At 64.9% G+C, this 22,632-nt stretch carries 20 protein-coding genes; 4 read left to right on the forward strand and 16 right to left on the reverse strand.

Annotated features, from left to right (window positions below; translation table 11 throughout):
• Positions 1-63 precede the first annotated feature (63 nt).
• Genes atpB through WEA80_07620 form a run of 3 tightly spaced genes read right to left on the reverse strand, consistent with a single transcriptional unit; the run spans position 64 to position 1,722 of the window.
• Positions 64-1,047, reverse strand: a complete 984-nt coding sequence (gene atpB / locus WEA80_07610) for a F0F1 ATP synthase subunit A (GenBank protein MEX1186441.1) — start codon at positions 1,045-1,047, stop codon at positions 64-66.
• Complete coding sequence (locus WEA80_07615) at positions 1,044-1,403, reverse strand: hypothetical protein (GenBank protein MEX1186442.1); 360 nt, start codon at positions 1,401-1,403, stop codon at positions 1,044-1,046. Before WEA80_07615 ends, atpB begins: the two co-directional genes overlap by 4 nt.
• Before the next feature lie 58 nt (positions 1,404-1,461).
• Positions 1,462-1,722 carry an AtpZ/AtpI family protein gene (locus WEA80_07620; protein ID MEX1186443.1) on the reverse strand — a complete coding sequence of 87 codons (261 nt, stop codon included), beginning with the start codon at positions 1,720-1,722 and terminating at the stop codon, positions 1,462-1,464.
• A 342-nt stretch (positions 1,723-2,064) separates the two neighbouring features.
• Between WEA80_07620 and WEA80_07625 the strand changes: the two genes are divergently transcribed.
• On the forward strand, positions 2,065-2,430 hold the full coding sequence (locus tag WEA80_07625) for a BsuPI-related putative proteinase inhibitor (protein ID MEX1186444.1): 366 nt from the start codon (positions 2,065-2,067) through the stop codon (positions 2,428-2,430).
• A 174-nt stretch (positions 2,431-2,604) separates the two neighbouring features.
• Entirely contained in the window at positions 2,605-5,688 is a 3,084-nt protein-coding gene (locus WEA80_07630) for an AAA family ATPase (protein ID MEX1186445.1), read from the forward strand.
• Here WEA80_07630 and WEA80_07635 read toward each other — a convergent pair.
• From WEA80_07635 to hslV, 10 genes are all read right to left on the reverse strand, one after another.
• Positions 5,685-7,001, reverse strand: a complete 1,317-nt coding sequence (locus WEA80_07635; protein MEX1186446.1) for an HD domain-containing phosphohydrolase — start codon at positions 6,999-7,001, stop codon at positions 5,685-5,687. The two genes, WEA80_07630 and WEA80_07635, sit on opposite strands and share 4 nt — an antisense overlap.
• A gap of 295 nt (positions 7,002-7,296) precedes the next feature.
• Positions 7,297-7,923 carry a hypothetical protein gene (locus tag WEA80_07640; GenBank protein MEX1186447.1) on the reverse strand — a complete coding sequence of 209 codons (627 nt, stop codon included), beginning with the start codon at positions 7,921-7,923 and terminating at the stop codon, positions 7,297-7,299.
• Between the two features lie 227 nt (positions 7,924-8,150).
• Positions 8,151-9,692, reverse strand: a complete 1,542-nt coding sequence (locus WEA80_07645) for a sigma-54 dependent transcriptional regulator (GenBank protein MEX1186448.1) — start codon at positions 9,690-9,692, stop codon at positions 8,151-8,153.
• A 172-nt stretch (positions 9,693-9,864) separates the two neighbouring features.
• On the reverse strand, positions 9,865-10,350 hold the full coding sequence (locus WEA80_07650; protein ID MEX1186449.1) for a MogA/MoaB family molybdenum cofactor biosynthesis protein: 486 nt from the start codon (positions 10,348-10,350) through the stop codon (positions 9,865-9,867).
• Between the two features lie 10 nt (positions 10,351-10,360).
• Positions 10,361-11,533, reverse strand: a complete 1,173-nt coding sequence (gene gcvT, locus WEA80_07655; protein MEX1186450.1) for a glycine cleavage system aminomethyltransferase GcvT — start codon at positions 11,531-11,533, stop codon at positions 10,361-10,363.
• 103 nt (positions 11,534-11,636) lie between these two features.
• The gene (locus WEA80_07660) at positions 11,637-12,671 is read right to left on the reverse strand and encodes a WD40 repeat domain-containing protein (GenBank protein MEX1186451.1); all 1,035 of its coding nucleotides are present in this window, start codon (positions 12,669-12,671) and stop codon (positions 11,637-11,639) included.
• Between the two features lie 99 nt (positions 12,672-12,770).
• Positions 12,771-13,271, reverse strand: a complete 501-nt coding sequence (gene bcp, locus WEA80_07665; protein ID MEX1186452.1) for a thioredoxin-dependent thiol peroxidase — start codon at positions 13,269-13,271, stop codon at positions 12,771-12,773.
• Positions 13,268-14,185, reverse strand: a complete 918-nt coding sequence (gene argF, locus WEA80_07670) for an ornithine carbamoyltransferase (protein ID MEX1186453.1) — start codon at positions 14,183-14,185, stop codon at positions 13,268-13,270. Before argF ends, bcp begins: the two co-directional genes overlap by 4 nt.
• Positions 14,182-15,630 (reverse strand): ATP-dependent protease ATPase subunit HslU, encoded by a 1,449-nt coding sequence (gene hslU, locus WEA80_07675; GenBank protein MEX1186454.1) that lies wholly within the window; start codon positions 15,628-15,630, stop codon positions 14,182-14,184. Before hslU ends, argF begins: the two co-directional genes overlap by 4 nt.
• On the reverse strand, positions 15,630-16,178 hold the full coding sequence (gene hslV / locus WEA80_07680) for an ATP-dependent protease subunit HslV (GenBank protein ID MEX1186455.1): 549 nt from the start codon (positions 16,176-16,178) through the stop codon (positions 15,630-15,632). Before hslV ends, hslU begins: the two co-directional genes overlap by 1 nt.
• 63 nt (positions 16,179-16,241) lie before the next feature.
• On the opposite strand from hslV, the gene WEA80_07685 reads away from it, so the two are divergent.
• On the forward strand, positions 16,242-16,625 hold the full coding sequence (locus tag WEA80_07685; protein MEX1186456.1) for a hypothetical protein: 384 nt from the start codon (positions 16,242-16,244) through the stop codon (positions 16,623-16,625).
• Between the two features lie 6 nt (positions 16,626-16,631).
• On the opposite strand, the gene WEA80_07690 is transcribed toward WEA80_07685, so the two are convergent.
• Together WEA80_07690 and trmFO are read right to left on the reverse strand one after the other, a co-directional pair.
• A complete protein-coding gene (locus tag WEA80_07690; protein MEX1186457.1) occupies positions 16,632-17,573 on the reverse strand; it encodes a tyrosine recombinase XerC in 942 nt (313 codons plus the stop codon).
• On the reverse strand, positions 17,570-18,940 hold the full coding sequence (gene trmFO, locus WEA80_07695) for a methylenetetrahydrofolate--tRNA-(uracil(54)-C(5))-methyltransferase (FADH(2)-oxidizing) TrmFO (GenBank protein ID MEX1186458.1): 1,371 nt from the start codon (positions 18,938-18,940) through the stop codon (positions 17,570-17,572). Before trmFO ends, WEA80_07690 begins: the two co-directional genes overlap by 4 nt.
• Positions 18,941-19,034: 94 nt before the next feature.
• Here trmFO and WEA80_07700 point away from each other — a divergent pair, with 94 nt between their 5' ends.
• Positions 19,035-20,057 carry a hypothetical protein gene (locus tag WEA80_07700; GenBank protein ID MEX1186459.1) on the forward strand — a complete coding sequence of 341 codons (1,023 nt, stop codon included), beginning with the start codon at positions 19,035-19,037 and terminating at the stop codon, positions 20,055-20,057.
• 58 nt (positions 20,058-20,115) lie between these two features.
• Here the strand turns inward: WEA80_07700 and topA are convergent, their stop codons facing one another.
• Positions 20,116-22,632: a type I DNA topoisomerase gene (gene topA / locus WEA80_07705; GenBank protein MEX1186460.1), complete on the reverse strand. Its 2,517-nt coding sequence runs from the start codon at positions 22,630-22,632 to the stop codon at positions 20,116-20,118.

Below are 22,632 nucleotides of genomic sequence, written 5' to 3' on the forward strand. Positions count from 1 at the left end.
GACTAGTGACTAGTGACTAGTGACTAGTGACTAGTGACTAGTGACTAGTGACTAGGAACAACTCTAGTGTGCTGCTTCTCTGATCTGGCCGATAAAGACGGCCGAAAGCAGGGCGAAGATGAAAGCCTGTAAAAAGGCCACGAACAGCTCGAGCAGCATGATCGCGACCACCATGATGAACGGGAACACCGCCAAGCCGATGAACGTCGCGCCGAACGTAAAGATCATTCCGATCAACGCCAGCACCATCACGTGACCGGCCGTCATGTTCGCGAACAACCGGATGGCGAGCGCGATGGGCTTGGTGAATTTTCCAAACAGCTCGACCGGCGTCATGATGAACGTCATCGGGAGCTTGAGGGCGAGCGGCATGTCGTGCGGCCAAAACACGATCGTGTTGATGTACTTCTTGCCGAGTGCGCGCATTCCCGCGACTTCGACCACGATGAACGTGATGAACGCCAAGACCGCCGTGACGTTGATGTTGCCGGTGGCCGTCGACCCGTACGGCAGCATCCCCAACAGGTTCACGAAGAGGATGAAGAAAAAGAGCGTCAGCACGAACGGCACGTAGCGATCCCCGTGCGGTCCGACGTTTGGAAGGACGACTTCGTTGCGCAGGTACAGGACGACCGCCTCGATCACGTTCGAAAAGCCGCGCGGGGACTCGTCCGGCTTCGATCCACCGTGCGCGCGCGCGCCGCCGATCAGCACGACGAGGCAGAGCACCGCGGCTATCCAGAGAAAGACCACGTGCTTGGTCGGCGAGAGGTCGAGTGTCAGGCCGCCGATGTGAATCGGCTTCCATCGTGGCAGCTCGTAGTGGCACGCCCAGCCGGGCTCGAAGCACGGCATCTCGAGTGAATGCGAGTCCGTGATGTGCGGCGTGATGATGTCCACGCGCTCGGGGACGTTCGTCGCATGCTGGACCGCCTCGTCCTGCGTGAGGGCGGCAGGCGGGGCCGCGTGGTCCTGCGCGGCCGCAGCGGGCGCGAACAGAGCGCCGAGCATCGCCGTGGCCGCGAGAAGAAAGCGTCGCCGCATCATCGCTCCAGCATAACCGGTTCGAGGATGCTTGTGGCGAACAGAAACGCAGCCAGGCTGAAGAGCGCGGCCGCGAGCGGGAGGCCGAGCGTCCCCGCGGCGAGGAAGCCGTAGGTGATGAGCGCCGCGAACCGAAGGAGCGAGCCGAGTCCCCAGCCGATCATCACGCCCTGCCCGCGCATCGCGTGCAGGATCAGGAACGACGCGAGCTGAACGGCCAGCGCCAGCGCGGCGCTGATCGCTATCGCGCGCATGTTCTCGGCGCCCGGAAAAACCAGCAGCATGACGAGCGCGATGAGTGCGATCAGCCCGGTCGCCGCGGCTAGGAACCGGAGGGACCGCTTCAGAACGGGCGACATTTTACGCTGGCGAGCATCGTGATTGCGACGCAGGTGGAGGTGTCGTGGACGGTGCGGCTCATCTCTTTTCGGGCTTCTTGCCGTGGGGCGCCATCAATTTCCGGTACATGCCGTAGAACGCTGCGGCACCGCCGCCGAACACGCCCAGCAGGAGGAACAGGGGCCCTGTTCCGAACCTGTCGTCGAGCCAGTCGCCGCCCAGCGCGAACAGGATGAGCGCGACCGCAAACTGAAGTCCCGCAGCAGCATAGCCGCTGGTTGCCGGAGCTTCCTTTTCCTCACCTAATCGATCGTCGCCGCCGGGCATTTTCGCGCTCACGCTCCCCTCAGCAAATGCGACGCATTGGTGTTTCCGCGAGGTGAATTTATCGCTTGTGAAATTTTTCTCAAGCTACAGGACATTTTGACCGCCCAATGTTGGTAGTCACAAAGATGATTTTCCAAGTCGATGCAGCACAGGGATTTAGATGTAGCATTTTCTATTGCGCGTCGTCCTTTCTGTAGATAAGTTCGCCCGCTCACAGAAACGTGAGCAGCAAGTCGGCCGCGGCGTTTACATCGGGTCTGTATCGTGGATATCAAGCTCGTCATTCCAATCGCAGCAGCAGCGACTCTCGCGTTCGCATGCGGACCGTGGAGTCAGACGCAAGCCGATTCACGAGTGTCGCGCCAACACATCACCGCTGGAAAACCGCTGGGCAGCGTGCTGGAAGTTCGCGCGGGTGGAGAGATCGATCTCGCGTTGCGCGTGACGAACAACAGCAAGCGCACGCTGGAGCTGCTCTTCGCCGACGGATTCACGCACGACTTCTTCGTGCTCGATTCCGAAGGACACGAAGTGTGGCGGTGGAGCGAGGGGCGGATGTTCACCTCCGCGCTGCAGACCCGCCTGCTCCGCTCGACCGGCAGCGTGACGTACCACAACAAGGCGAAGCGGCAGTTGCCGAAGGGCGAGTACACGGCGGTCGCGGTGCTGCGGAGCAACAATCATCCGATGGAGACCAGGGTCGCGTTCGTGCAGCAATAGCACGACTTGCGTTTTTCCCTGCCAGGCAAACAGACTCCGCCTCGAGCGGAGTTTTTTGTGGCCTCGCCCGGGCTGGAGCGTCCCTCGGCTTGCGGTCAGGGCCTCCAAACGCCAATGTGACGCCAGACTGACGGACTCCAGTAGCGTCCAGGCGGCATCCGCGGCGGAGCAGGAATGGTTCGTCTCAAGGCACTAGGACAGAGCGCAATCGAGGTAGGTGATACCCGGATCGGGCCGGAGCAGCCCTACCTGTTCGCTATCGCCCTGTACATGATCGTCGAGCGCGGCAAGAGAATTCCGCGGCAGGCGCTAGTCGATCTCATCTGGCCGAACGTCCGGGACGAGAAGCGCGCGCGGCAGCGCTTCCGCCAGGCGCTGTTGCGGCTGCGCGAATGCGGGCTGCCGATCACCGGCGAGAACGGTACGCTGCTGCTCGACAGGGCGGCGGCACATACGGACTTCGACACGCTTGCGTCGCCCGACACGATTCGCATCGGGCAGAGTCTGGAATTCCTGCCGCATTACGCGCCCCGAATCTCCGACCGCTTTCTCGACTGGGTCGAGACGCACCGCTCCCGGGTACACGCCACGGTGCAGCGGCACTTTCTCGCGCGGATGCAGCAGGCCCGCAGTCGCGGCGACTGGGCTGAGATAGACGAGCTGGCGACCGAATGTCTGCGGCTCGATCCGTACAACGAGGAAGCCGTGATGGCGCACGCCGAATGCGCGGTGATGCGCGGCTCGAAGCGCGAGGCTCTCTCCATTCTCGACAGCTACATGGAGGCGCTCGGCACCCAGGTCGGCACGATCGGCCTCCCCGCGAAGATCCTGCGCACCCGGATCGCCGAGCGCTTGACCGACCAGCGGTACGCCATGATCAGCGAGGAGCATTTCATCGGGCGTACGGCGAGCATGGAGCTGCTGCTCGGGCTGTTGCGCGAGGCAAAGCGCGGCGCCGGCTCCGCCGCGCTGATCTGGGGTGAGCCGGGAATCGGCAAGTCGCGGCTGGTGCAGGAGCTGACGCAGGTGGCTGGCTTGGACGATGCGCAGATCGTGTCGACCAAGTGCCATCCCACGGATGCCGGCCGGCCGCTGTCCGCTTTCGCCGACTTTGTGCCGATGCTGAAAACGCTGCCGGGCGCGCTCGGCTGTTCCGCGCAGACTCTATCGCTGCTGCAACGCCTGACGGATCGAAACAAGGGCGACTCGTTTCCGCCGCAGGAGGCCGGTGACGCCGCGTTTCTTGCGGCGACCATTCGGCGCGCGGTTTTCGACCTGGTAGACGCCGTCGCCGACGAAGGGATGCTCGTGATGGTGATCGAGGACGTGCATTGGTTGGACGAACCGTCCTGGGCTATTCTGAGCGCGATGGTCGAGTGGAGCACGACGCGGACGCTGCTGATTCTCATGACGTCGCGCACCGCTCACGCGACGGAGACTAAGGTCGCGCATCCGGATCGCGGCTTTCACGCACATCACCTGTTGCCGCTTGCTGACGTCGACTCCGTTACGCTAATCGACAAGCTTGCAGCCGACGATGCCAATCCGCTGCCGGACGGCGTTCGAGAATGGTCCGTGGCCGCGGCCGAGGGAAATCCGTTCTACCTCCGCGAGCTGGTGCGGCACTGGGTCGAGACGCAGCAGGTCTTCGGGGTGCCGCGCTCTTTGGCCGAGCTGATCGAAGCGAGGCTAAACAGACTCAGTTCGCTCGCGCTGCGGGTGTTACAGCTGTGCGCGGCCTTCGGAAAGCATTCCAGCTTCGCGCGGCTGGAGAAGGCCACGGGTTATCAGAACCACGTGCTACTCGATGCGATCGAGGAGCTCTCCAGTGCAGCGATGCTCGCATCGGACAAGCCAGGCGTCGCTGTCAAACATGACCTCCTAGCGACTGCAGCCCTCACGCGTCTCGGCGGCGCGACGTTGAAGTTGGTCCACCGGCAGGTCGCGACCGTACTCGAGGCGGAAATAAACGAAAAGCATACAGCGGCGTTGATGTGGGACTGCGCGGAGCATTGGCAGTGCGCAGGGGAAACGGAGTACGCACTCGCAACGGTACGCTTATGCGCTAATCATCTCCATTCGGTAGGGCAATCAGATCAATCAATTGAGCTATACGAAAAGGCCTTGGCTATATGCGTAACGGTTGAGGAACGTTTGCAGACAATGCAAGAACTTGCCGCCAGTCTACGAACGGCTGGTAAATGGTCCCGGCTTAAGGAGCAACTTCGCGATTTCGTAACGCTTCTCACCAAGGAACACCACCCTGATTCTCTCCGTGACTATGTGGACTTGCTCCGAGTGGAAGTTGACTGGCGCCTACGTATTCGGGAGGAGCAAGGTCTTGAATGGCTGGTTAGCTTCGCCAGTGATCAATCGAAGCTTCCAGAGTACCGGTTAGGAGCAGTTCGCATTGGTATGATCCGATGCTCTGAGCAAGGGCGCAGAGACCACGCTCAAGCGTTTTATCGGATTGTGGAAGAACTCGAAGCTGCCGACCGTCAGGAGGCTCTGGTCGCGCACATTCGGATGATCTATCATGCCGATTTCGGAAACGGCGACTTAGCGCTGAAACACGCGAAGGATTTGCTGGCGCTTGAAGGCAAGATTGGGGAGCCAGCCTCGCTAACTCGCGCGCGGTGCAATGTCACAATGTGCTATCAACGCTTCGGCCTTATTGAAGAATCCAAACTCCTCTGCAAACAGAACCTTGCTTTCGCTATAGAGCACCGGATGGACAACGTCGCTGCCTTCGCATCACTTCAGTTGGGTCTGATAGCTCTGCAAGAAGAAGACTTCGCAGGAGCAGAACGTTGGCATGCGCAGGCGACAAACTATGTGAACGCCCGCGACGAAAGGATTGTAACGGACCACTTTTCCTACATCGCCGCGCGGATCGGATTACATCGCGAAGAGACCGAGGCAGTCGAACATTTTCTCTCTATCTGGTCCGACGTCTCACATTGCATCAATTTCCGGACACGGCAAACCGTCGCCTCCATTCGATGCTTGGCACAGATAACCTCGAAAAGGTGCGTGGAGCGCGATCTAGTCGAGGCGCTACATCGAGACTTCGAACAGTATTGTGACCTGGGTCAGCAAGACTTCTGCGCCCTCGCGACTTACCAAGGCCTGCGGGCGATCGGAGAGCAGGTAAGCGCCGTACGGATGCTCACGCAATATGTTACGTACAAGAGAAGAGAGCGCGGGCCTCTTCCACCATCTCTAGCGCACGAAGTCGAGCTATTGAATCTGGCCTAGACCGCTAATGACACCGGGCGCGCGGGAGTAGCGCGACCCGCTACTTTGGACACCTCTCGCGGCGGAGCGTTGACGAATAGCTGGTCGAACGCCGGGCTTTCGAGCAGGATCTCGCAAACGTAAGGATCGAACTGCTTGCCCTTGAGCCGCATGAACTCTGCTCGGACTTGCGCGGGTGACAGGGCAGCTCGATACGGCCTATCCGACATCATGGCATCGGCGGTATCCGCGAACATTATGATTCGCGACCAGAGCGGGATTCGCTCCCCCGCGATGCCGTGGGGGTAGCCTGTGCCATCCCAATTTTCATGATGGTGCAGCACCGGCAACACGCAATCTTGTAGATCTGTGAGCCGCTGAATGAGTTCTGCACCGAGGCCAGAATGGGTTTTCATAACTGCAAACTCATCTGCCGTAAGCTTGCCGGGCTTGCTCAAGATCGGACCGAAGACTTCGTGAATCTTCCCAACATCGTGTAGAAGAGCGGCGACATAAATCCGCTCAACCTCCTTTCTACCCAGCCCCAACATTTCGGCTATCACACGCGTGTTCGCCGCGACTCGCCTTGAATGTCCTGACGTATACGGATCCCGGGCTTCGATCGCGGCTACCATCATGTCGAGTAGCTCGCGGTTCGTGCGCTGCAATTGCATGTTAGTCTTGTACAACTCTCGCACGCCGAACAGCGGGATCGCCAGCATACCCACGCCAGCAGGACCGAACTGAGTATAGAACCAAGCAAATACGAATACGAAAGGAAGCGCGAGTAAGTCGTAAAGAATTTCAGTCGGATTGTGCGCCGCAATAAGGGTCCAGAACGATGTACCCGTGCTGAGTGAAACTGCCCCGTATAGCGCTACCGTGTTAACGATGAGGAATACGGGGAGTGCTACGGCCACAGCGAGGACCGACGCAGACGCATCGGTCAGGAGGGAGACCCCACCGAGAGCTTGGTAGACCAACACTGAAATCGCCGCCGAAAGGATCGACTGCGAAATGTTAAAAATGGCCTTAATGGGGCTCCGTCGAACGAAAAGCTCGCACAAGGCCATTCCCGCACCGATCGCGGCCAATGTCGCCCAATTCGGGCTGAGAACGATCGCAGCAAGAAGCGGAAGAAACGCTATCGAGCCGACGGCGCCTTTTGCTGGTTTGCGATATCCAACCAGCTGAAAGACTACGCCTAGCACCGCAAAACTTATCGCTGCTTGGATCGTGTCCGGCCTGGCAACCGGACCCAGCTGATACACAAGCGCAGCGAACATCGCGCCCAACGCGGCGACGGCGGATACGTAAACGTTGATACGCTTCATAAACGGTGAAGAACCCCCGCCCCGATCAGCCCCAAACCATGAAATCTCGAAAAGCTGCGGCGAAAAACCCGCCTATAAGCTCAGCCAGAAAACTCACTTCGCGTCACCTCCCAAAGGGTAGTCATACGCAGCGCTCGCTGTCGTATGCTGTCTCGGTTGGCTCCGCTCTTAACGCTTGGCCTCGCCTCGCTCGTACTCCGCTCGTACCGGGGTCGGGGGTTCCTTTTTCCTCTAGTCGTCTCGACTCTTGAAGGTCACGGGCTCACACCGCCGAGCCCACACGTTATCCAAAGCTCTACCTCTGATATTCCAGCCAACGGTTCGTCGCGTCCAGGACCGCCAGAACGCTCGCTGTCTCCGCGCTCTCCCTAACCTCGCAAGTCCCCGTCAATATCCTGTTATCCCGGCCCACATGCGCCGTTACACCCGCCACCACGATCGTCCGCTCGAAGATGTCGATGATCTTCACACCCTCGAACACCAGCTTCTTGTCGCCGTAGGCCCGCGAGATCGCCAGCAACGTCGCCCGCGCGGCCAGCTCGACCCGCGACCGCTCGCTCTCGACCCCCTCGGCCTCCCCCACAAAAGCGTCCGTACCCTTCCGCAAAGTCACCCGGCAGGTCGTACCCTTCGCCCGGGACCCGCGAACCTCCACGTCCTCGAAGTAAATATGCCGCCAGGCCGAAATCCGGCTAGGGATTTCTTGTGTTTCTGTCACCTTGGAGACAGATGATTCCGGCCGGCCGGTCTCGCTCGTGATCGCCACCGACACCTTCCGGTGGTCCACCCGCATCCCCAGATGCGCGATCAGCGCGCTTTCGATGTTCCGCACGGTCTGCTTGGCCGGATACTCGGCCGTCGTCAGCACGTGGATCTCGTTGACGGCGCCGGTGTCCCCGGCGACGATCCGCGCGGAAATCACCCCCGGAAGCGTCGAGATTAGATCCTCGGCCCGCTTCAAAGGCAGTACACTGCCGGCGATCGGTGACTGTGGAGAGGTCAAGAAACTCGTCGTAACGGGATCACCCGCAGGTGGAGAAAGGCCTCACAAAAAAGCGCGCCGCAAAGTTCTTTTCGCGCACGCGCAACCGCAACCCAATATGCGGTTCCACTGGCTGTAGTGCAAGAAAAATCCGGCCCGAAACCGCCTCAGCTCAGCTCGGATTCGACGGCGACGAGACCGTAATCTCGCAGTTTGCGATACATCGTCCGCTCGCCGATGCCGAGCATCTGCGCCGCCCGCCGGCGGTTGCCGCGAGTCTCCTTGAGAGCCGCCTCGATCGCCGCCCGCTCGATCTCGGCCATGGTCATCCCCGGCTCGATCGTCACGGCGTTGGGCGGCGGAGGCTGGTCCTGCGGCTCGATGGCGCTCGCGATCCGGTGAAAGCGCTCCGGCCCGGCGATCTCGCGCAGCCCGCCGTCGCCCTGGTCGTCCACCCGCCGGCGCAGCTCCTCCATCTGGAGCTTGAGCTCGACCAGGCTCCGCAGGATGAACTCGAGCTCCCGACCGTGCGCCGCCTCGGTATCGCGCATGACCGGACCCACGTGGACCGGCAGGAACCGGGCGACGCCGCCCTCCCGGATCTGCCGGGGGATGTCCTGCGGTCCGACCTCCCGGCCGGGAGCCAGCACCACCATGCTCTCGATCAGGTTCCGCAGCTCCCGCACGTTCCCGGGCCACGGATACTCGACCAGCAGCTGCATCGCCTCCGCCGAGATGCCGTGGAACGGCCGGTCGTGCCGCTCGGAGAACTCGCGGATGAACCGCCTGACCAACAGCACGACGTCCTCCCGCCGCTCCCGCAGCGGAGGCAGGTAGATGCTCAGCACGTTCAGCCGGTAATAGAGGTCCGGGCGGAACAGCCCCTCCTCCACCCGCTGCCGCAGCGGCTGGTTGGTGGCGCTCACGACGCGCACGTTGACGGGAATCGTCGCGGTCCCGCCGAGCCGGGTGATCTCGCGCTCCTCCAGCACGCGGAGAAGCTTGACCTGCGTGGCGACGGGCATGTCGCCGATCTCGTCCAGGAACAGCGTCCCGGTGTTCGCCAGCTCGAACCGGCCGATCCTGCGCTCGGCGGCGCCGGTGAACGCGCCCTTCTCGTGACCGAACAGCTCGCTCTCGAGCAGAGTCTCCGGGAGCGCGCTCACGTTGACGGCGATAAACGGCTTGGACCGGCGCGGGCTCAGCCGGTGAATGGCGCGCGCGACGAGCTCCTTCCCGGTGCCGCTCTCGCCCTCGATCAGGACCGTGCTCGTGACCGGCGCCATCTGCTCGACCTTCACCAGCACTTCGCGGATCGCCTCGGACTCGCCGTACAGCCCGGTCTCGCTCGCGAGCCGCACCCGGTCGAGGTGCCGGCGCACGACGCCGAACAGCTCGTCGGGGGAGATGGGCTTGGTGTACACGGCCGAGAAGCCGGCGGCGCGGAGGCGGTTCTCCAGGTTGCGGTCGGCGATGTCGGCGAGGCCGATCACGGCGACGCCGCTCCAGAGCTGCTCCTTGGCGATGTGCAGGTTCATGGGCTCGGCGAGCCCGCCCGTGAACACGATGAGGTCGGGCTTTTCCCGCTCTATCTCCCTCGCCATGTCGTCCATCGGCGACACCAGCGCGGTCTCGACGTCGCTCTCTTCCAGCAGCGCGTTCAGGCGGACTGCGGTTTCCACGTCCGCGAGAGTTATGAGGACCTTCATCGTCGCGCGCAGGCTGCGGGTCGGTGTGTCGCCAAGTGAGCCCTACGCGAGCAAACCCGGGAAACGTGTCGGGATGTCCTCCAGTGGTCGCTACGCGAGCAAACTACGCTCGCTAAGACGCGACCTTGGAGGACATCCCGACACGTTTCCCTCCCCTCCCAAACGGCGGTCATCAGGAACGGTCGTGGACGGCGGAACCGCGGAGGACGTCGCACGCGTGGACGACGATCGGGTCGAGCGCGGACAGCGCATCGCGGACACCGTTGGGCGAGCCCGGGAGATTCACGATCAAAGTCCTGTTGCGCGCGCCTGACAGACCCCGGGAGAGTGCCGCACGTGGGAAATTCTCGAGTGACAGTGATCGGATGCGCTCGGCGATGCCGGGCGCTTCGCGCTCGATCACCACGCGTGTCGCTTCCGGCGTTACGTCCGTGGGGCTGAGGCCGGTGCCGCCGGTCGTGAGAATCAGGTCGGCGCTGTCGGAGTCGCACCACTCCACGAGACGGGCGATGATCGCCGCGCCGTCGTCGGACACGAGCTCGCGCGCGGCGAGCGTGTGCTTGCCGGCGTTGATCCAGTCGACGATGGCGTCGCCGGAAGTGTCGGCGCCGGTGCCCGCGGCGCGGGAGGTGGAGATCGTGAGGACGGCGACGCGCACGACCGGAGCGCTAGAGGTGCGAAGCGTGCTTGTAGAACGGCAGCTTCTGCACGGTGCCGTCTACGCGCCGCCCGCGGATCTCGACTTCGACCTTCGATCCCTCGGCGGCGCCGTCGGGCGGGAGATAGGCGGTGGCGATCGGAACGTTGAGAGTGGGGCTCATGGTGCCACTGCGCACGACGTCCACCTGCGCGCCCTCGTAGAACACGGGATAGCCGTGCCGCGCGACGACGCGGTCGTGCAGCGTGAAGCCCGCGAGCTTGCGCGGGATGCCGGCGCTCTTTTGCTTGAGCAGCGCGTCGCGCCCCACGAAGTCATCCTTCTTCAGCTTGACGAGCCAGCCGAGGTTGGCCTCGAGCGGAGTGACGGTGTCGTCGATATCGTTGCCGTACAGCGCCATGCCCATCTCGAGCCGCAGCGTGTCGCGCGCGCCGAGCCCCGCGGGCGTGACAGCGCCCGTTTTCATCAGCGCGTCCCAGATCGCGGGTCCGTGCTCATCGCGGAAGTACAGCTCGAAGCCGTCCTCGCCGGTGTAGCCGGTGCGCGAGACCGTGACGTGCCGCACGCCGCCGACGGTGCACTTGTCGAACCAGTAGTACTTGATCTTCGACAGGTCGGCGTCGGTGAGCGGCGCGAGGACCTCCGCCGCGCGCGGGCCCTGGAGGGCGAGCAGCGCGGTCGCGTCGCTGATGTCCTCTATCACGCACTCGAACGACGCGCTGTACTTGCCGATGTGCGCGAGATCCTTCGCCGCGTTCGACGCGTTGACGACCATCATGTAGTGATCCTCTGCGCGGTACACCAGGCAGTCGTCCTCGATCGTGCCGCGCTCGTTCAGGATCGTGGAGTACTGCACCTGGCCGACCTCGAGCGCGCCAACGTCGTTCGTCGTGACGTAGTTCAGAAAATCGCACGCATCCTTGCCGCGGACGATGAACTCGCCCATGTGGCTGACGTCGAACAGGCCGCACGCGGTGCGCACCGCCTTGTGCTCGGCGGTGATCCCGGCCGCGTACTGGATCGGCATCACGTAGCCCGCGAACGGGACCATTTTGGCGCCTAGCGCCACATGAATGTCGTAGAACGGGGTGCGGATCGGTTCCGGAGCGGGCCGGTTGGTCGGCGGTGTGTCGAGGGCGTTCGGGGGCGGCGGAGTGGGCGCGCCGGGGGTTGGGGAGGCCATTAGTCCAAATATCCCCCACGTAACCCCGTGGGTCTAGGCCATTTCTGCCATTTCGGCGGGGACTATGCCGATCCGGGCTGTGGAATTCGTCCCGGTGATCGTGCTAGGGGCGTAGCTGCCAGAGCTTGGCCGAGCCGTCCTCGCTGCTGGTCGCGAGCCATCGGCCGTCGGGGCTGAAGGCGACGGAAAAGACATCATCCGCATGCCCGGTGAGCACCTGCAGCAGCTTTCCATCGCGCATGCGCCAGAGACGCACGGTTCTTCCGCGCGGAGACCGGCGTGGACCGATGAGCTGCTTCCAGAGCGTGGCGAGCGCTCCCTGTCCGCGCCCCGCGCTCGCAAGCCACCGCCCATCGGGACTGAAGGCGACGGAATAGACGTGGTCGGTCCCACCGGTGAGCGTGCGCACGAGCTGCCCGGTATCGAGCCGCCAAAGCTTGATCGATGCGTCATCGCTTCCGGTGGCGAGCCATCTTCCGTCCGCGCTCACCGCAATGCCGACCACAGCTTGTGTGTGTCCGATCAGAGCACGACGGGCGGTCCCGGTGGTGACGTCCCACAGGCGTACCGAGTGATCGAAGCTGCCCGACGCGAGCGTGCGGCCGTCGGGCGTGAATGCGACCGACCACACGTTGCGCTGATGTCCGCGCAGCACGCGCTCGATCGTGCCGTCCGCGACACGCCAGATGCGGATGACCGAGTCCTCGCCGGCGCTGGCGATCCGGCTTCCGTCGCGCGTGACGGCGACGGTCCACGCCGTTCCGCGATGACCGATGAGCGTTCGACTCAGTGTACCGTCGGCAATACGCCAGATGCGCACGTTCCCGTCGTATGCGCTGGTGATGACGGATCTGTTGTCCGGGCTGAAAACAGCCGCGGTGACCGGGCCTGGATGGTTCAGCGTAGCGGCCAGGGATCCCTCAGGGATCCGCCAGAGCTTGACGGTGCCGTCGACACTCGTCGTGGCGAGCAGTCGGCCGTCCGGGCTGAATGCGATCCTTCGCCCCGGCCCGGAGTGGGCGAGAGTCCTGTACTCGGCTGCGTGCACCGTATCCGCGGTGCGCGCCGGTTGCGCGGTGCTCGACACGGGACTGAAAGACAGCGCAGCCGCCAGGACACATTTTTGGAAGAGTGGCATGCTCGCCGTACGTGCGCTGGCGCGAGTGGTTTCGCCGATGCGACGTCCCGTTTTCGAATCGGAGATGCGAATTTTCACGCCCCAGCCGCCGCGCGCAGGCTATGGCAGCTCGGCCAGCGCGGTCTCGATCTCCTCCGCGTGCCCCCGCGGCTTTACGTCGTGGAAGATCTTCGCGATCAGCCCGTCGCGGTCGATGATGAACGTCGTGCGCTTCACGCCGAGGAACTCACGGCCCGCGAACTTCTTGGGCTTCCACACGCCGTATCGCTCTGCGATGTGGTGGCCCTTGTCCACGATCAGCGTGAAGGGCAGGTCGTACTTCTGCTTGAACTTCTGGTGCGACGCGGCGGAGTCCGGACTGATGCCGAGCACTACGGCGTCGGCCGCGGTGATGCTCGGATGCGCGTCGCGCAGCTCGCACGACTCGATGGTGCAACCGGGCGTGTCGTCCTTGGGATAGAAATACAGGACCACGCGCTTCCCCCGGAGCGTGTTCAGCTCCAACGGCACTCCTTCGTCCGTGTCCGCCGTGAAGTCCGGCGCCTCGTCGCCTTCCTTTAGCGCGTCCGCCGGCGGCGGATTCTCCCTGGGCTCCGTCATATCAGCTGCTCTCCTCCCATCAGCACGGCCATGATCGCCTTCTGCGCGTGCAGCCGGTTCTCGGCTTCGTCCCAGACGCGCGACTGCGGCCCGTCTATTACCTCCGCCGCGACTTCCTCGCCGCGGTGCGCGGGGAGGCAATGCAGGAAAATCGCTTCCTTGTCGGCGCGCTGCATCAGAGCGGAATCGACCTTGTAGCCCGCGAACGCCTTCTCGCGCTCCGCCTGCTCCTCTTCCTGTCCCATGGACGCCCACACGTCGGTGTTCACGACGTGCGCGCCGCTGGCAGCCTCGGCGGGATCGCGCACCACGCGCGCGTGCTCGCCCGCGGCCGCGAGAATCGCCGGGTCCGGGTCATAGCCCTCCGGGCACGCAAGCACGAGCGCGAAGCCGAGCACGCCCGCGGCCTCGATCCACGAGTTGGCCATGTTGTTGCCGTCGCCGATCCACGCGACCTTCTTCCCCGCGATGTCGCCGAAGTGCTGCCGCACCGTGAGAATGTCCGCCAGGATCTGGCACGGATGCGACAGGTCGGTGAGGCCGTTGATCACCGGCACGTCGGCGAACTTCGCCAGCTCCTCGACCTCCGCGTGCGCGAACGTGCGGATCATTATCCCGTCCACATAGCGCGACAGCACGCGCGCGGTGTCCGCGATCGGCTCGCCTCTGCCGAGCTGTACGTCGCGCGGCGAGAGAAAGAGCCCGTGCCCGCCGAGCTGCCAGGTGCCGACCTCGAACGACACGCGCGTGCGCGTGGAGGCCTTCATGAAGATCATAGCGAGCGACTTTCCGCTCAGCGGCTTCTCGCGGTAGTGGCCCGCGCGCATCCGGTCGGCGAGCGCGAACAGCTGCGCCAGCTCGGCGGCGGAGAAGTCGGTAATGGCGAGGAAGTCGCGGTGGATGCGCTCGGTCACAGGATGTATCTCCGCAAGTCTTCGTCCTCGACGATTGTCTTCAGCCGCTCGCGCACCGCGGCGGCGTCGATCTTCACCGGCGCGTCGCCGCGGTCAGGCAGCTCGTACAGCACGTCCTCGAGCAACGTCGTCATGATCGTGTGCAGCCGCCGCGCGCCGATGTTCTCCATCCGCTCGTTCACGTGCGCCGCGGTGCGCGCGACTTCCGCGATCCCGTCCTCGGTGAACTCGAGCGAGGCGCCGTCGGCGGCGATCAGCGCCGCGTACTGCTTGGTGAGCGCGTTCTCGGGCTCGGTCATGATGCGCACGAAATCCGCTTCGGTGAGCGGCTTGAGCTCGACGCGGATCGGGAACCGGCCCTGCAGCTCCGGAATCAGATCGCTCGGCTTCGACACGTGGAACGCGCCGGCCGCGACGAACAGCACGTGGTCGGTCTTCACCATGCCGTAGCGCGTCTGCACGTTGGAGCCCTCCACGATCGGAAGGAGATCGCGCTGCACGCCCTCGCGGGAGACGTCGGGGCCGCCCTGCGCGCCGCGCTGCCCGGCGATCTTGTCGATCTCGTCGAGGAAGATGATCCCCATGGACTCGACGCGCTCGAGCGCGTCGGCGGTGAGATCGTCGCTGTCGATCAGCTTCTCCAGCTCCTGCTCCAGCAGAATCCGCCGCGCCTCGGACACCTTCACCGTGCGGTTCTTCTTCTTCTTGGGGAGCATGTCCTGCAACATCTCGGAGAAGTTGCCCATCCCCTCCGGCGCGCCCTGCGGCACCATCACGTCGAACATCACCGGCGACTGCTGCGTGACTTCGACGGTCACCTCGCGGTCCTCCATCTTTCCCTCGCGCAGCAGGTTGCGGAGCTTCTCGCGCGTGCGCGCGTGCCGCTCCTGCGACGGGTCCAGCTCCTGCGCGGCCTCGCCCTGGGTCGACACCAGAAATACGTGCGGCCCGTTCTCGGCCTTCTGCTCGGCGGCGGTCTTGGAGATCGAAGGCGGGGGCGGAAGCAGCAGATCGAGGATCCGCTCCTCCGCCCGCTCCTGCGCCAGGTCCGCGACTTCCTCCTCACGCTCGGCGCGGACCATCGCGATCGCGCTCTCGACGAGATCGCGCACCATGGACTCGACGTCGCGGCCGACGTAACCGACCTCGGTGAACTTGGAGGCCTCTACCTTTATGAAAGGCGCGCCCGCGAGCTTGGCCAGCCGCCGCGCGATCTCGGTCTTGCCCACGCCCGTGGGTCCGACGAGGATGATGTTGTTGGGCGAGATCTCCTCGCGGATCGCGTCGGGCGCGCGCTGCCGGCGCCAGCGATTGCGCAGCGCGATCGCCACGGACTTCTTGGCTTCGTCCTGCCCCACGATGTACCGGTCGAGTTCGGCGACGATCAGCTTGGGCGTCAGATCGGCCAGGCGCGCGAGCGCCTGAAGCGTGCGGGGAGACGCCATCAGGTGGGCTCGAGGACCGTGATGTTCGTGTTGCTGAAGATGCAGATCTCGCCGGAGATCTCCAGCGCCTTGCGCACGATCTCGCGCGCGGGGAGATCGGTGTGCGCCACCAGCGCGCGCGCCGCGGCGAGCGCGAACGGCCCGCCCGAGCCGATCGCGAGAATGCCGTCGTCCGGCTCGATGATGTCGCCGGTGCCGGAGATGATGAAGCCGTGGTCCGCGTCCGCCACGGCGAGCAGCGCCTCGAGCCGGCGCAGCACGCGGTCGCTGCGCCAATCCTTGGCCAGCTCGACCGCCGCGCGCTGGAGGTTGGTAGGATACCGCTCGAGCTTCTCCTCGAACTTCTCGAACAGCGTGAACGCGTCGGCCGCGGCGCCCGCGAACCCGGCCACGAGCTTGCCGCCGCGCAGGAGCCGCACCTTCTGCGCGTTCGACTTCATGACCGTCTCGCCGATTGTGACCTGCCCGTCGCCGCCCACGGCGACTTCGCCGTTGCGGCGGACGCAGAGAATCGTGGTGGCGCGGATGACCGGGAGTGTGTGGGGCATCCGGGAATAATATCACTCCGGCAGCCCGGCCCTTCGGCGGGAGCGCGCCGCTAGCTTCAGATGATGCGCCTCGAGTACGTCCCGATAATCCTGGGAGCCCTGGTCCTGCTGGCCGCGGCCGCCGTGGTCTACGACGCCTTCGTTCCCGCTGGGCTGCACCGGTTCCGCGAGCGCCGGCGGAGAGCGAGGGCCGACCGGAGCCGGAACGGGCAGGCGCTGATCGGAGCCGGGATGGCCGCCATGTCGGCCGCGCTGATCGGCAGCGACATGTGGCGGTTCGGCACGGTGGCCGTGTTGCTCGGGGCGGTGCTGCTGGCGGCCGGCGGATTCATGAACCGCGCGTACCTGAAGGAGACGCTGCTGAACCGCGGGGCCGCGCGCCGGCGGGATCCGGACGAGCAGCCGCCCGAGAGCCCTCCGCCTTCGGGGAGTTACCGGATCAGATAGGACAACCTATCCGCGGGGATGCGCCTTCTGATGCACTTGCTTGAGCCGCTCGACGCTGGTGTGGGTGTAGATCTGGGTGGTCGAGATGGACGCGTGGCCGAGCAGCTCCTGCACCGCGCGAAGATCGGCGCCCGCGTCCAGCATGTGCGTGGCGAACGTGTGCCGCAGCGAGTGCGTCGAGAGTCCCGCGCTCTCGTTGACGCGGTCGAGGAGCTTCTTCACCGCGTTCTGGATCGTGCGCACGCTCATGCGCTTGCCACGCGCGCTCAGGAAAAACGCTTCCCTGTCCGCGCCGCTCACACCGACTGCGCGCGCCAGCACGTCGCGCTTCGATTCGTAGTTCCGGAGCGCCACCGCCGCGTGATCGCCGAGCGGGATGATGCGCTCCTTCCTTCCTTTGCCGCGCACCTTCACCTGCTGTGACAGCAGGTCGAGATCCGACCGGTTGATTCCGCGCAGCTCCGACAGACGCATCCCGGTCGAGTAGAACAGCTCGAGAATCGCGAAGTCGCGCACGTCGCCGAACCTGCCCTCCCGCGCCCGCAGCTCGGCCGACGCGAACACGATCTCGGTCTGCGTGCGGTCGAGGTAGCCCGGGAGATATTTGCCGAGCTTGGGCGAGCTGACGCCGCGGGCCGGGTTGGCTTCGACGTTCTCGTTGCGGTGCAGGAACTTGTAGAACGTGCGCACCGCCGACAGCGCGCGCGCGATCGACCGGCGGTTGAGGTCGCGGCGTGTGAGGTGGGAGAGGAAGCCACGGATCGCCAGCCGGTCGATCCCGTCCCACGTCCATTTTTGCCCGCCGTAATAGTCGCCCAAATACTCCACGAACTCGTTGAGATCGCGGCGATAGGCGACGAGCGTGTTGGGCGAGACGTCGCGCTCCTTCTCGAGATGAGTCAGAAAATCTTCCAGCAGATTCGCCCGCGCCCGCCCGCGCCTGGTCACGCGCGCACCGCCGGCTCGGGCGCGAGGGCGACGCCGGTCTCCGCGATCCAGACGCGAAGGTCGGACAGGGCCCGGACCGAGATCAGCTCGCGCTTCCTTTTCTTGTCGCGGACCTTCGCCGGCAGATCGTCCACCAGACCGAAGTTTGCATTCATCGGCGCGAAGTGCGCCGGATCCGCTTCGCGCATGTAGCGGTACAGCGCGCCGAGCATCGTCGTCGGCGGCGGAACCACGGGCGCGTCGCCTTCCAGCATCCGCGCCATGTTCAGGCCGGCGAGCAGACCGGTGGCCGAGCTTTCGGTGTAGCCCTCGACGCCGGTGATCTGCCCGGCGAACAGCACGCGGTCGTCGTCGCGCGCGGAGAGGTGCGGCGTGAGCGCGCCCGGCGCGTTGACGTACGAGTTGCGGTGGATCGAGCCGTAGCGGAGAAACTCCGCGTTCTCCAGGCCGGGGATCGAGCGAAACACGCGCTGCTGCTCGGGGATGCGCAGACGGGTCTGGAAGCCGACGATGTTCCACATGCGACCCGCGCGGTCTTCCTGGCGAAGCTGCACCACCGCGTACGGGCGCTCGTTCGTGCGCGGATCGCGGAGGCCGACCGGCTTGAGCGGGCCGAAGCGGAGCGTCTCGCGCCCGCGTTTCGCCATCTCCTCGACAGGCATGCATCCCTCGAAGTACGGCACCGCGTCGAACTCGTGGCCGTGGAACTGGTCAGCGGCGGTGAGCGCGTCGAGGAACCGCTCGTACTCCTCGCGCGTCATCGGGCAGTTCAGGTACGCGCCCTCGTCGTCGGCGCCCGATTCCATCGTTTCCTTGCCGTAGCGCGACGCGCGAAACGCCACGCTCGCGTCGATCGACTCAAAGGAAACGATCGGCGCGATCGAGTCGTAGAACGCGAGCGAGTCCGCGCCGAGGCGCGCGCGAATCACCGCCGCCAGCGCGTCCGAGGTCAGCGGGCCCGTCGCCACGATGCACGGCGAGGTCATCGTCGTCGCCTCTTCACGCACGACTTCTATCAATGGATGGCTCGTGACGCGCTCGGTCACGGCGGCCGCGAACACGTCGCGATCGACGCCCAGCGCGGAGCCGGCGGGGACGCGGGCGATGTCCGCGCACTCGAGAATAATCGAGCCCAGCTCGCGCATCTCGGCCTTGAGCAGGCCGTGCGCCGACGACAGCTCCGTGCTCTTGAACGTGTTGGAGCAGACCAGCTCGGCGAGCCGGTCGGTCTTGTGGGCCGGGGTGTGGCGCACCGGCCGCATCTCGTGCAGCCGGACCGGCTGACCGCGGGAGGCGAGCTGCCAGGCAGCCTCGGACCCCGCCAGGCCGCCGCCGATCACGTGTACAGGGGGTCGGGAGCTCGTCACGTCTCAAAGTTATCGAAAATCGCGCGGGCGATTCAGGGAACCAGGGATAATATTGCCTATAGGCCGAAAGAGTTCTTAGCTGCAGGAGGCAAACGTGCGCCCGTTCTTTTTACTCGCCGCGATCCCCTTCGCTCTCGGATGCGCCCAGCAGTCGGCAATGCACGTCCCCACTCTGCCCACGGATGAGCCACTGCACGTGCGGCTGTTCGCCCCCACGGGCGGTGCGCTCAACTACGAGCTGAGCGAGCCGGCGTATGTCGCGATCTTCGCAGTCCGCCGCGGCGAGGGAATCAGCATGATTTACCCGCACTTCCGGAGTCAGATCGACTTTCGGAGCAAGGCGGGCTTCAACCAGCAAACAATTCACCGCCTCAACGCACCGTGGTCGTACTCGGTGAGCGCCGGGTATGACTCCAGGGTACTGCTCGGACAAGCGGACGCGTATTTCGTGATCGCGTCGAAATATCCTCTCCCCGTGGAAGGAATCCTGGAGTCACCGTGGGCGCTCCGCAGTCTCGTGGGCGCGGACCTGTTCCGCGCGACGAACCTGAGCGACACGTGGTATGCGCTCGAAGAGATGCTGGTCGAAGGGCTGCCCGATGACGCGTGGGCGTCGGACGTGTATCTCAACTGGCGCGACCCCTTCCTCACGTTTGTCTCCGATCCGCGACGATTTCTGCAGGACTGCGGCGATGGACGCAGTTACATGGCTCTGTCACTCCTGAACACCAGCCGGTGCTACACTGACCGGCGCGAGGTGACCACGACGCCGGTGGTCCCAGTCGTCGAAGTCAAGCGGCGCAACCCGCCGAAGAAGCCGTTCGACCGCGACCCGAGCGTGCCGCTGCCACCCGACGTCGTCGTGCAGGCGTCCCGCGGCGGAAGCCAAGTCGTTCGTCGTGAGCGGTCCCGGACTGAAACAGTGTCGAAGCGGGAAGACACCGGCCGGGAGTCCGCGCGACGGCCGATCGAGTCCGCGCGAGCGCCCGCCCGTGATGTCGGCTCCAGCCGGCAGCATTCGCCGGCTTCTGCTCCGTCCCGGCCGGCGGAATCACGGCCGCAGCCGCAATCCTCGCGCTCCGAGGGGAAGCGGCCCGCCCCGAAGCCGGATAACTAGAAGCGCGGCAGGCATCGCCGACGGGCTGGGTGACTAGTGACTAGTCACTAGTCACGTCTTATGCCGGTATCGCCTCGAGCGGCTGCGACTCCACGTCCCACTCGTTCGCGCAGTTGATGCACTTCCGGTACTCGCCGCGCGTCTTGTTGAATTTCTGCTCCGCGCCGAGGTAGCCGCACTCCGCGCACTTCTCCGCGACGGGCTTGTCCCATAGCACGAAGTCGCACTTCGGGTAATTGGCGCAGCCGTAAAACGCCTTGCCTCGCTTCTTCGAGCGGCGCACCGCGATGTCGCCGCCGTCCTTGGGACACTTCACGCCCGTCGGCATCGAGCGCGTGCCGCGGCACCTGGGGAACTTGCTGCAGCCGAGGAACTCGCCGGTCCGTCCGGTGCGGATGACCATCGGCGCGCCGCACTCGTGACAGATTTCGTCGGACATCCGCGCGGGCTTCCTGTCGCCGCGCAGCGGCCGCGTGAACTTGCACTCCTTGGGATGGTTCTCGCACGCGACGAACGGGCCGAAGAATCCGCCGCGCGCGACCAGCTTCCCGCCGCACTGCGGGCAGCGCTCGGTGGCCAGCGCCGACAGATCGTGCGCTTCCGCGATCAGCGACTCGGTGTCCTCGACCTTGAGCGTGGCGGCGAACGGCCCGTAGAAATCGCCGACCATCTCGTGCCAGTCCACGTCGCCCTCCTCGACGCGGTCGAGGTCGGTCTCCATGTGCGACGTGAACGCGACGTTAAACACGTCGGGAAATTTCTTCACCATGACGCGCTCGACCTGATTGCCGAGGTCGCTCGGGTGGAAGCGGCGCTGCTCCAGGTTCACGTAGTGCCGGTCGAGCAGAGTCGAGATGATGGACGCGTACGTTGACGGCCGGCCGATCCCGAGCCGCTCGAGCTCCTTCACGAGACTCGCCTCGGAGTAGCGCGGCGGCGGCTCGGTGAAGTGTTGCGACGGCGTGATCGACTTCACCGGGATCTTCTCGCCGGCCGCGATCGCGGGGAGCGCCTGCTCGTCCTCGAGCGCGCGTCCTTCGCCTTCCTCACGCGTCTCCTTGTACAGCGCGAGGAAGCCCTGGAACTTGATCACGCTCCCGGTGGACCTGAACAAGTATTGGTCGAGCTCGAAATCCACGGTGGTGGTGTCGAATACCGCGGGCGCCATCTGCGACGCCATGAACCGCTCCCAGATGAGCTGGTACAGCCGCAGGCGGTCGCGGCCCTTCTCGTCCTTGAAGAAGCGCGCGATGCGGTCGGGCCTGCGCTCGGGATCCGTCGGGCGCACGGCTTCGTGCGCGTCCTGCGCTCTCACCTTTCCTTCCTTGGCGGGCGCCTTCTCTCCGTCGCGCGTCTTGCCCCCGCGGTACAGCTGAGGGCCGGCCGCGAGAAACTCCTTGCCGAACAGCGTGCGCAGGTAATCGCGCGCGTGCGCGGCGGCGGTCTCCGATACCCGCGTGGAGTCGGTGCGCATGTACGTGATGAGTCCGACGGCACCTTCCTCGCCGAGCTCGATTCCCTCGTACAGGTCCTGCGCCAGGCGCATCGTTTTCTTGGAGCCGAAACCGAGCTTCTTGGCGGCCTCCTGCTGCAGCGTGCTCGTCGTGAACGGCGCCGCGGGATTCTTTCTCCGCTCGCGCCGCTTGACGTCGCTGACCGGAAACTCCTTCCACTTCTTCAGGTCGCCGAGGATTCTGCTCGCGGTCGCCTCGTCCGGGATGTGCGGCTTGTTCCCGTCCACGTGGTGCAGCTTGGCGGTGAAATCCTGATCGCCTTTCCGGAGCTGCGCTTCGACGCTCCAGTACTCGACGGCGTTGAACGCCTTGATGTCGCGCTCGCGCTCGACGATGAGCCGGAGCGCGACGGTCTGCACGCGGCCCGCGGAGATCCCTTTCTTCACAGTCTTCCACAGCACGGGGCTCGCCTTGTATCCGACGAGCCGGTCGAGCACGCGGCGCGCCTGCTGCGCGTTCACCTTGTTCTCGTCTATGTCCCCGGCGTTGGCGATCGCTTCCTGCACGGCGTCCTTGGTGATCTCGTTGAAGAGCACGCGCCGGATGGGCGCGCCGTTCTTCCCCTTGATCTGGCCGGCCACGTGCCACGCGATGGCTTCGCCCTCGCGGTCGGGGTCGGTCGCGAGGAATATCTCGCGCGACGACTTCGCCGCCGCCTTCAGCTCGGCGAGGGTTTTCTCCTTCCCGGGGATCGTGACGTACTCGGGCTTGAAGTCGTTCTCGATCTCGATGCCGAGCTTCTTCTCCGGGAGATCGCGCAGGTGGCCGATGGTCGCGCGCACGCGGTAGCCGCGGCCGAGGTACTTGCCGATCGTCTTCGCCTTGGCGGGCGACTCGACGATCACCAGCGACGTGGTTCCGCCCTGTGCGCTCGGATCGCCGTCGTCATCGGCGACCGCCGGCTTGCGCCGGCGCGCGGTGGTTGCCTTGAGCGACTTCGCCGGCGCGGCACTCTTCCGCCTGCCCACCGGCTTGCGCGGCGCCGCCGTGCGGGCGGCCGTCTTCTTCGCGGCGGGCGCTTTCTTCTTCACCGTGGACCTGCTGGTCTTTTTCGCGGCCAT

The sequence above is a fragment of the Gemmatimonadaceae bacterium genome, assembly GCA_040882285.1.
In the GTDB taxonomy this organism is placed as follows: Bacteria; Gemmatimonadota; Gemmatimonadetes; order Gemmatimonadales; family Gemmatimonadaceae; genus JACDCY01.

Excerpts from the sequence above, each read along its gene's own strand:
- WEA80_07645 (MEX1186448.1), bottom strand. The coding sequence starts at position 9,692 with ATGAAGGTCCTCATAACTCTCGCGGACGTGGAAACCGCAGTCCGCCTG.
- bcp (MEX1186452.1), bottom strand. The coding sequence starts at position 13,271 with ATGACGGAGCCCAGGGAGAATCCGCCGCCGGCGGACGCGCTAAAGGAA.
- hslV (MEX1186455.1), bottom strand. The coding sequence starts at position 16,178 with ATGCCCCACACACTCCCGGTCATCCGCGCCACCACGATTCTCTGCGTC.
- WEA80_07630 (MEX1186445.1), top strand. The coding sequence starts at position 2,605 with ATGGTTCGTCTCAAGGCACTAGGACAGAGCGCAATCGAGGTAGGTGAT.
- atpB (MEX1186441.1), bottom strand. The coding sequence starts at position 1,047 with ATGATGCGGCGACGCTTTCTTCTCGCGGCCACGGCGATGCTCGGCGCT.
- WEA80_07660 (MEX1186451.1), bottom strand. The coding sequence starts at position 12,671 with ATGCCACTCTTCCAAAAATGTGTCCTGGCGGCTGCGCTGTCTTTCAGT.
- topA (MEX1186460.1), bottom strand. The coding sequence starts at position 22,632 with ATGGCCGCGAAAAAGACCAGCAGGTCCACGGTGAAGAAGAAAGCGCCC.
- hslU (MEX1186454.1), bottom strand. The coding sequence starts at position 15,630 with ATGGCGTCTCCCCGCACGCTTCAGGCGCTCGCGCGCCTGGCCGATCTG.
- WEA80_07635 (MEX1186446.1), bottom strand. The coding sequence starts at position 7,001 with ATGAAGCGTATCAACGTTTACGTATCCGCCGTCGCCGCGTTGGGCGCG.
- WEA80_07685 (MEX1186456.1), top strand. The coding sequence starts at position 16,242 with ATGCGCCTCGAGTACGTCCCGATAATCCTGGGAGCCCTGGTCCTGCTG.
- gcvT (MEX1186450.1), bottom strand. The coding sequence starts at position 11,533 with ATGGCCTCCCCAACCCCCGGCGCGCCCACTCCGCCGCCCCCGAACGCC.
- WEA80_07615 (MEX1186442.1), bottom strand. The coding sequence starts at position 1,403 with ATGTCGCCCGTTCTGAAGCGGTCCCTCCGGTTCCTAGCCGCGGCGACC.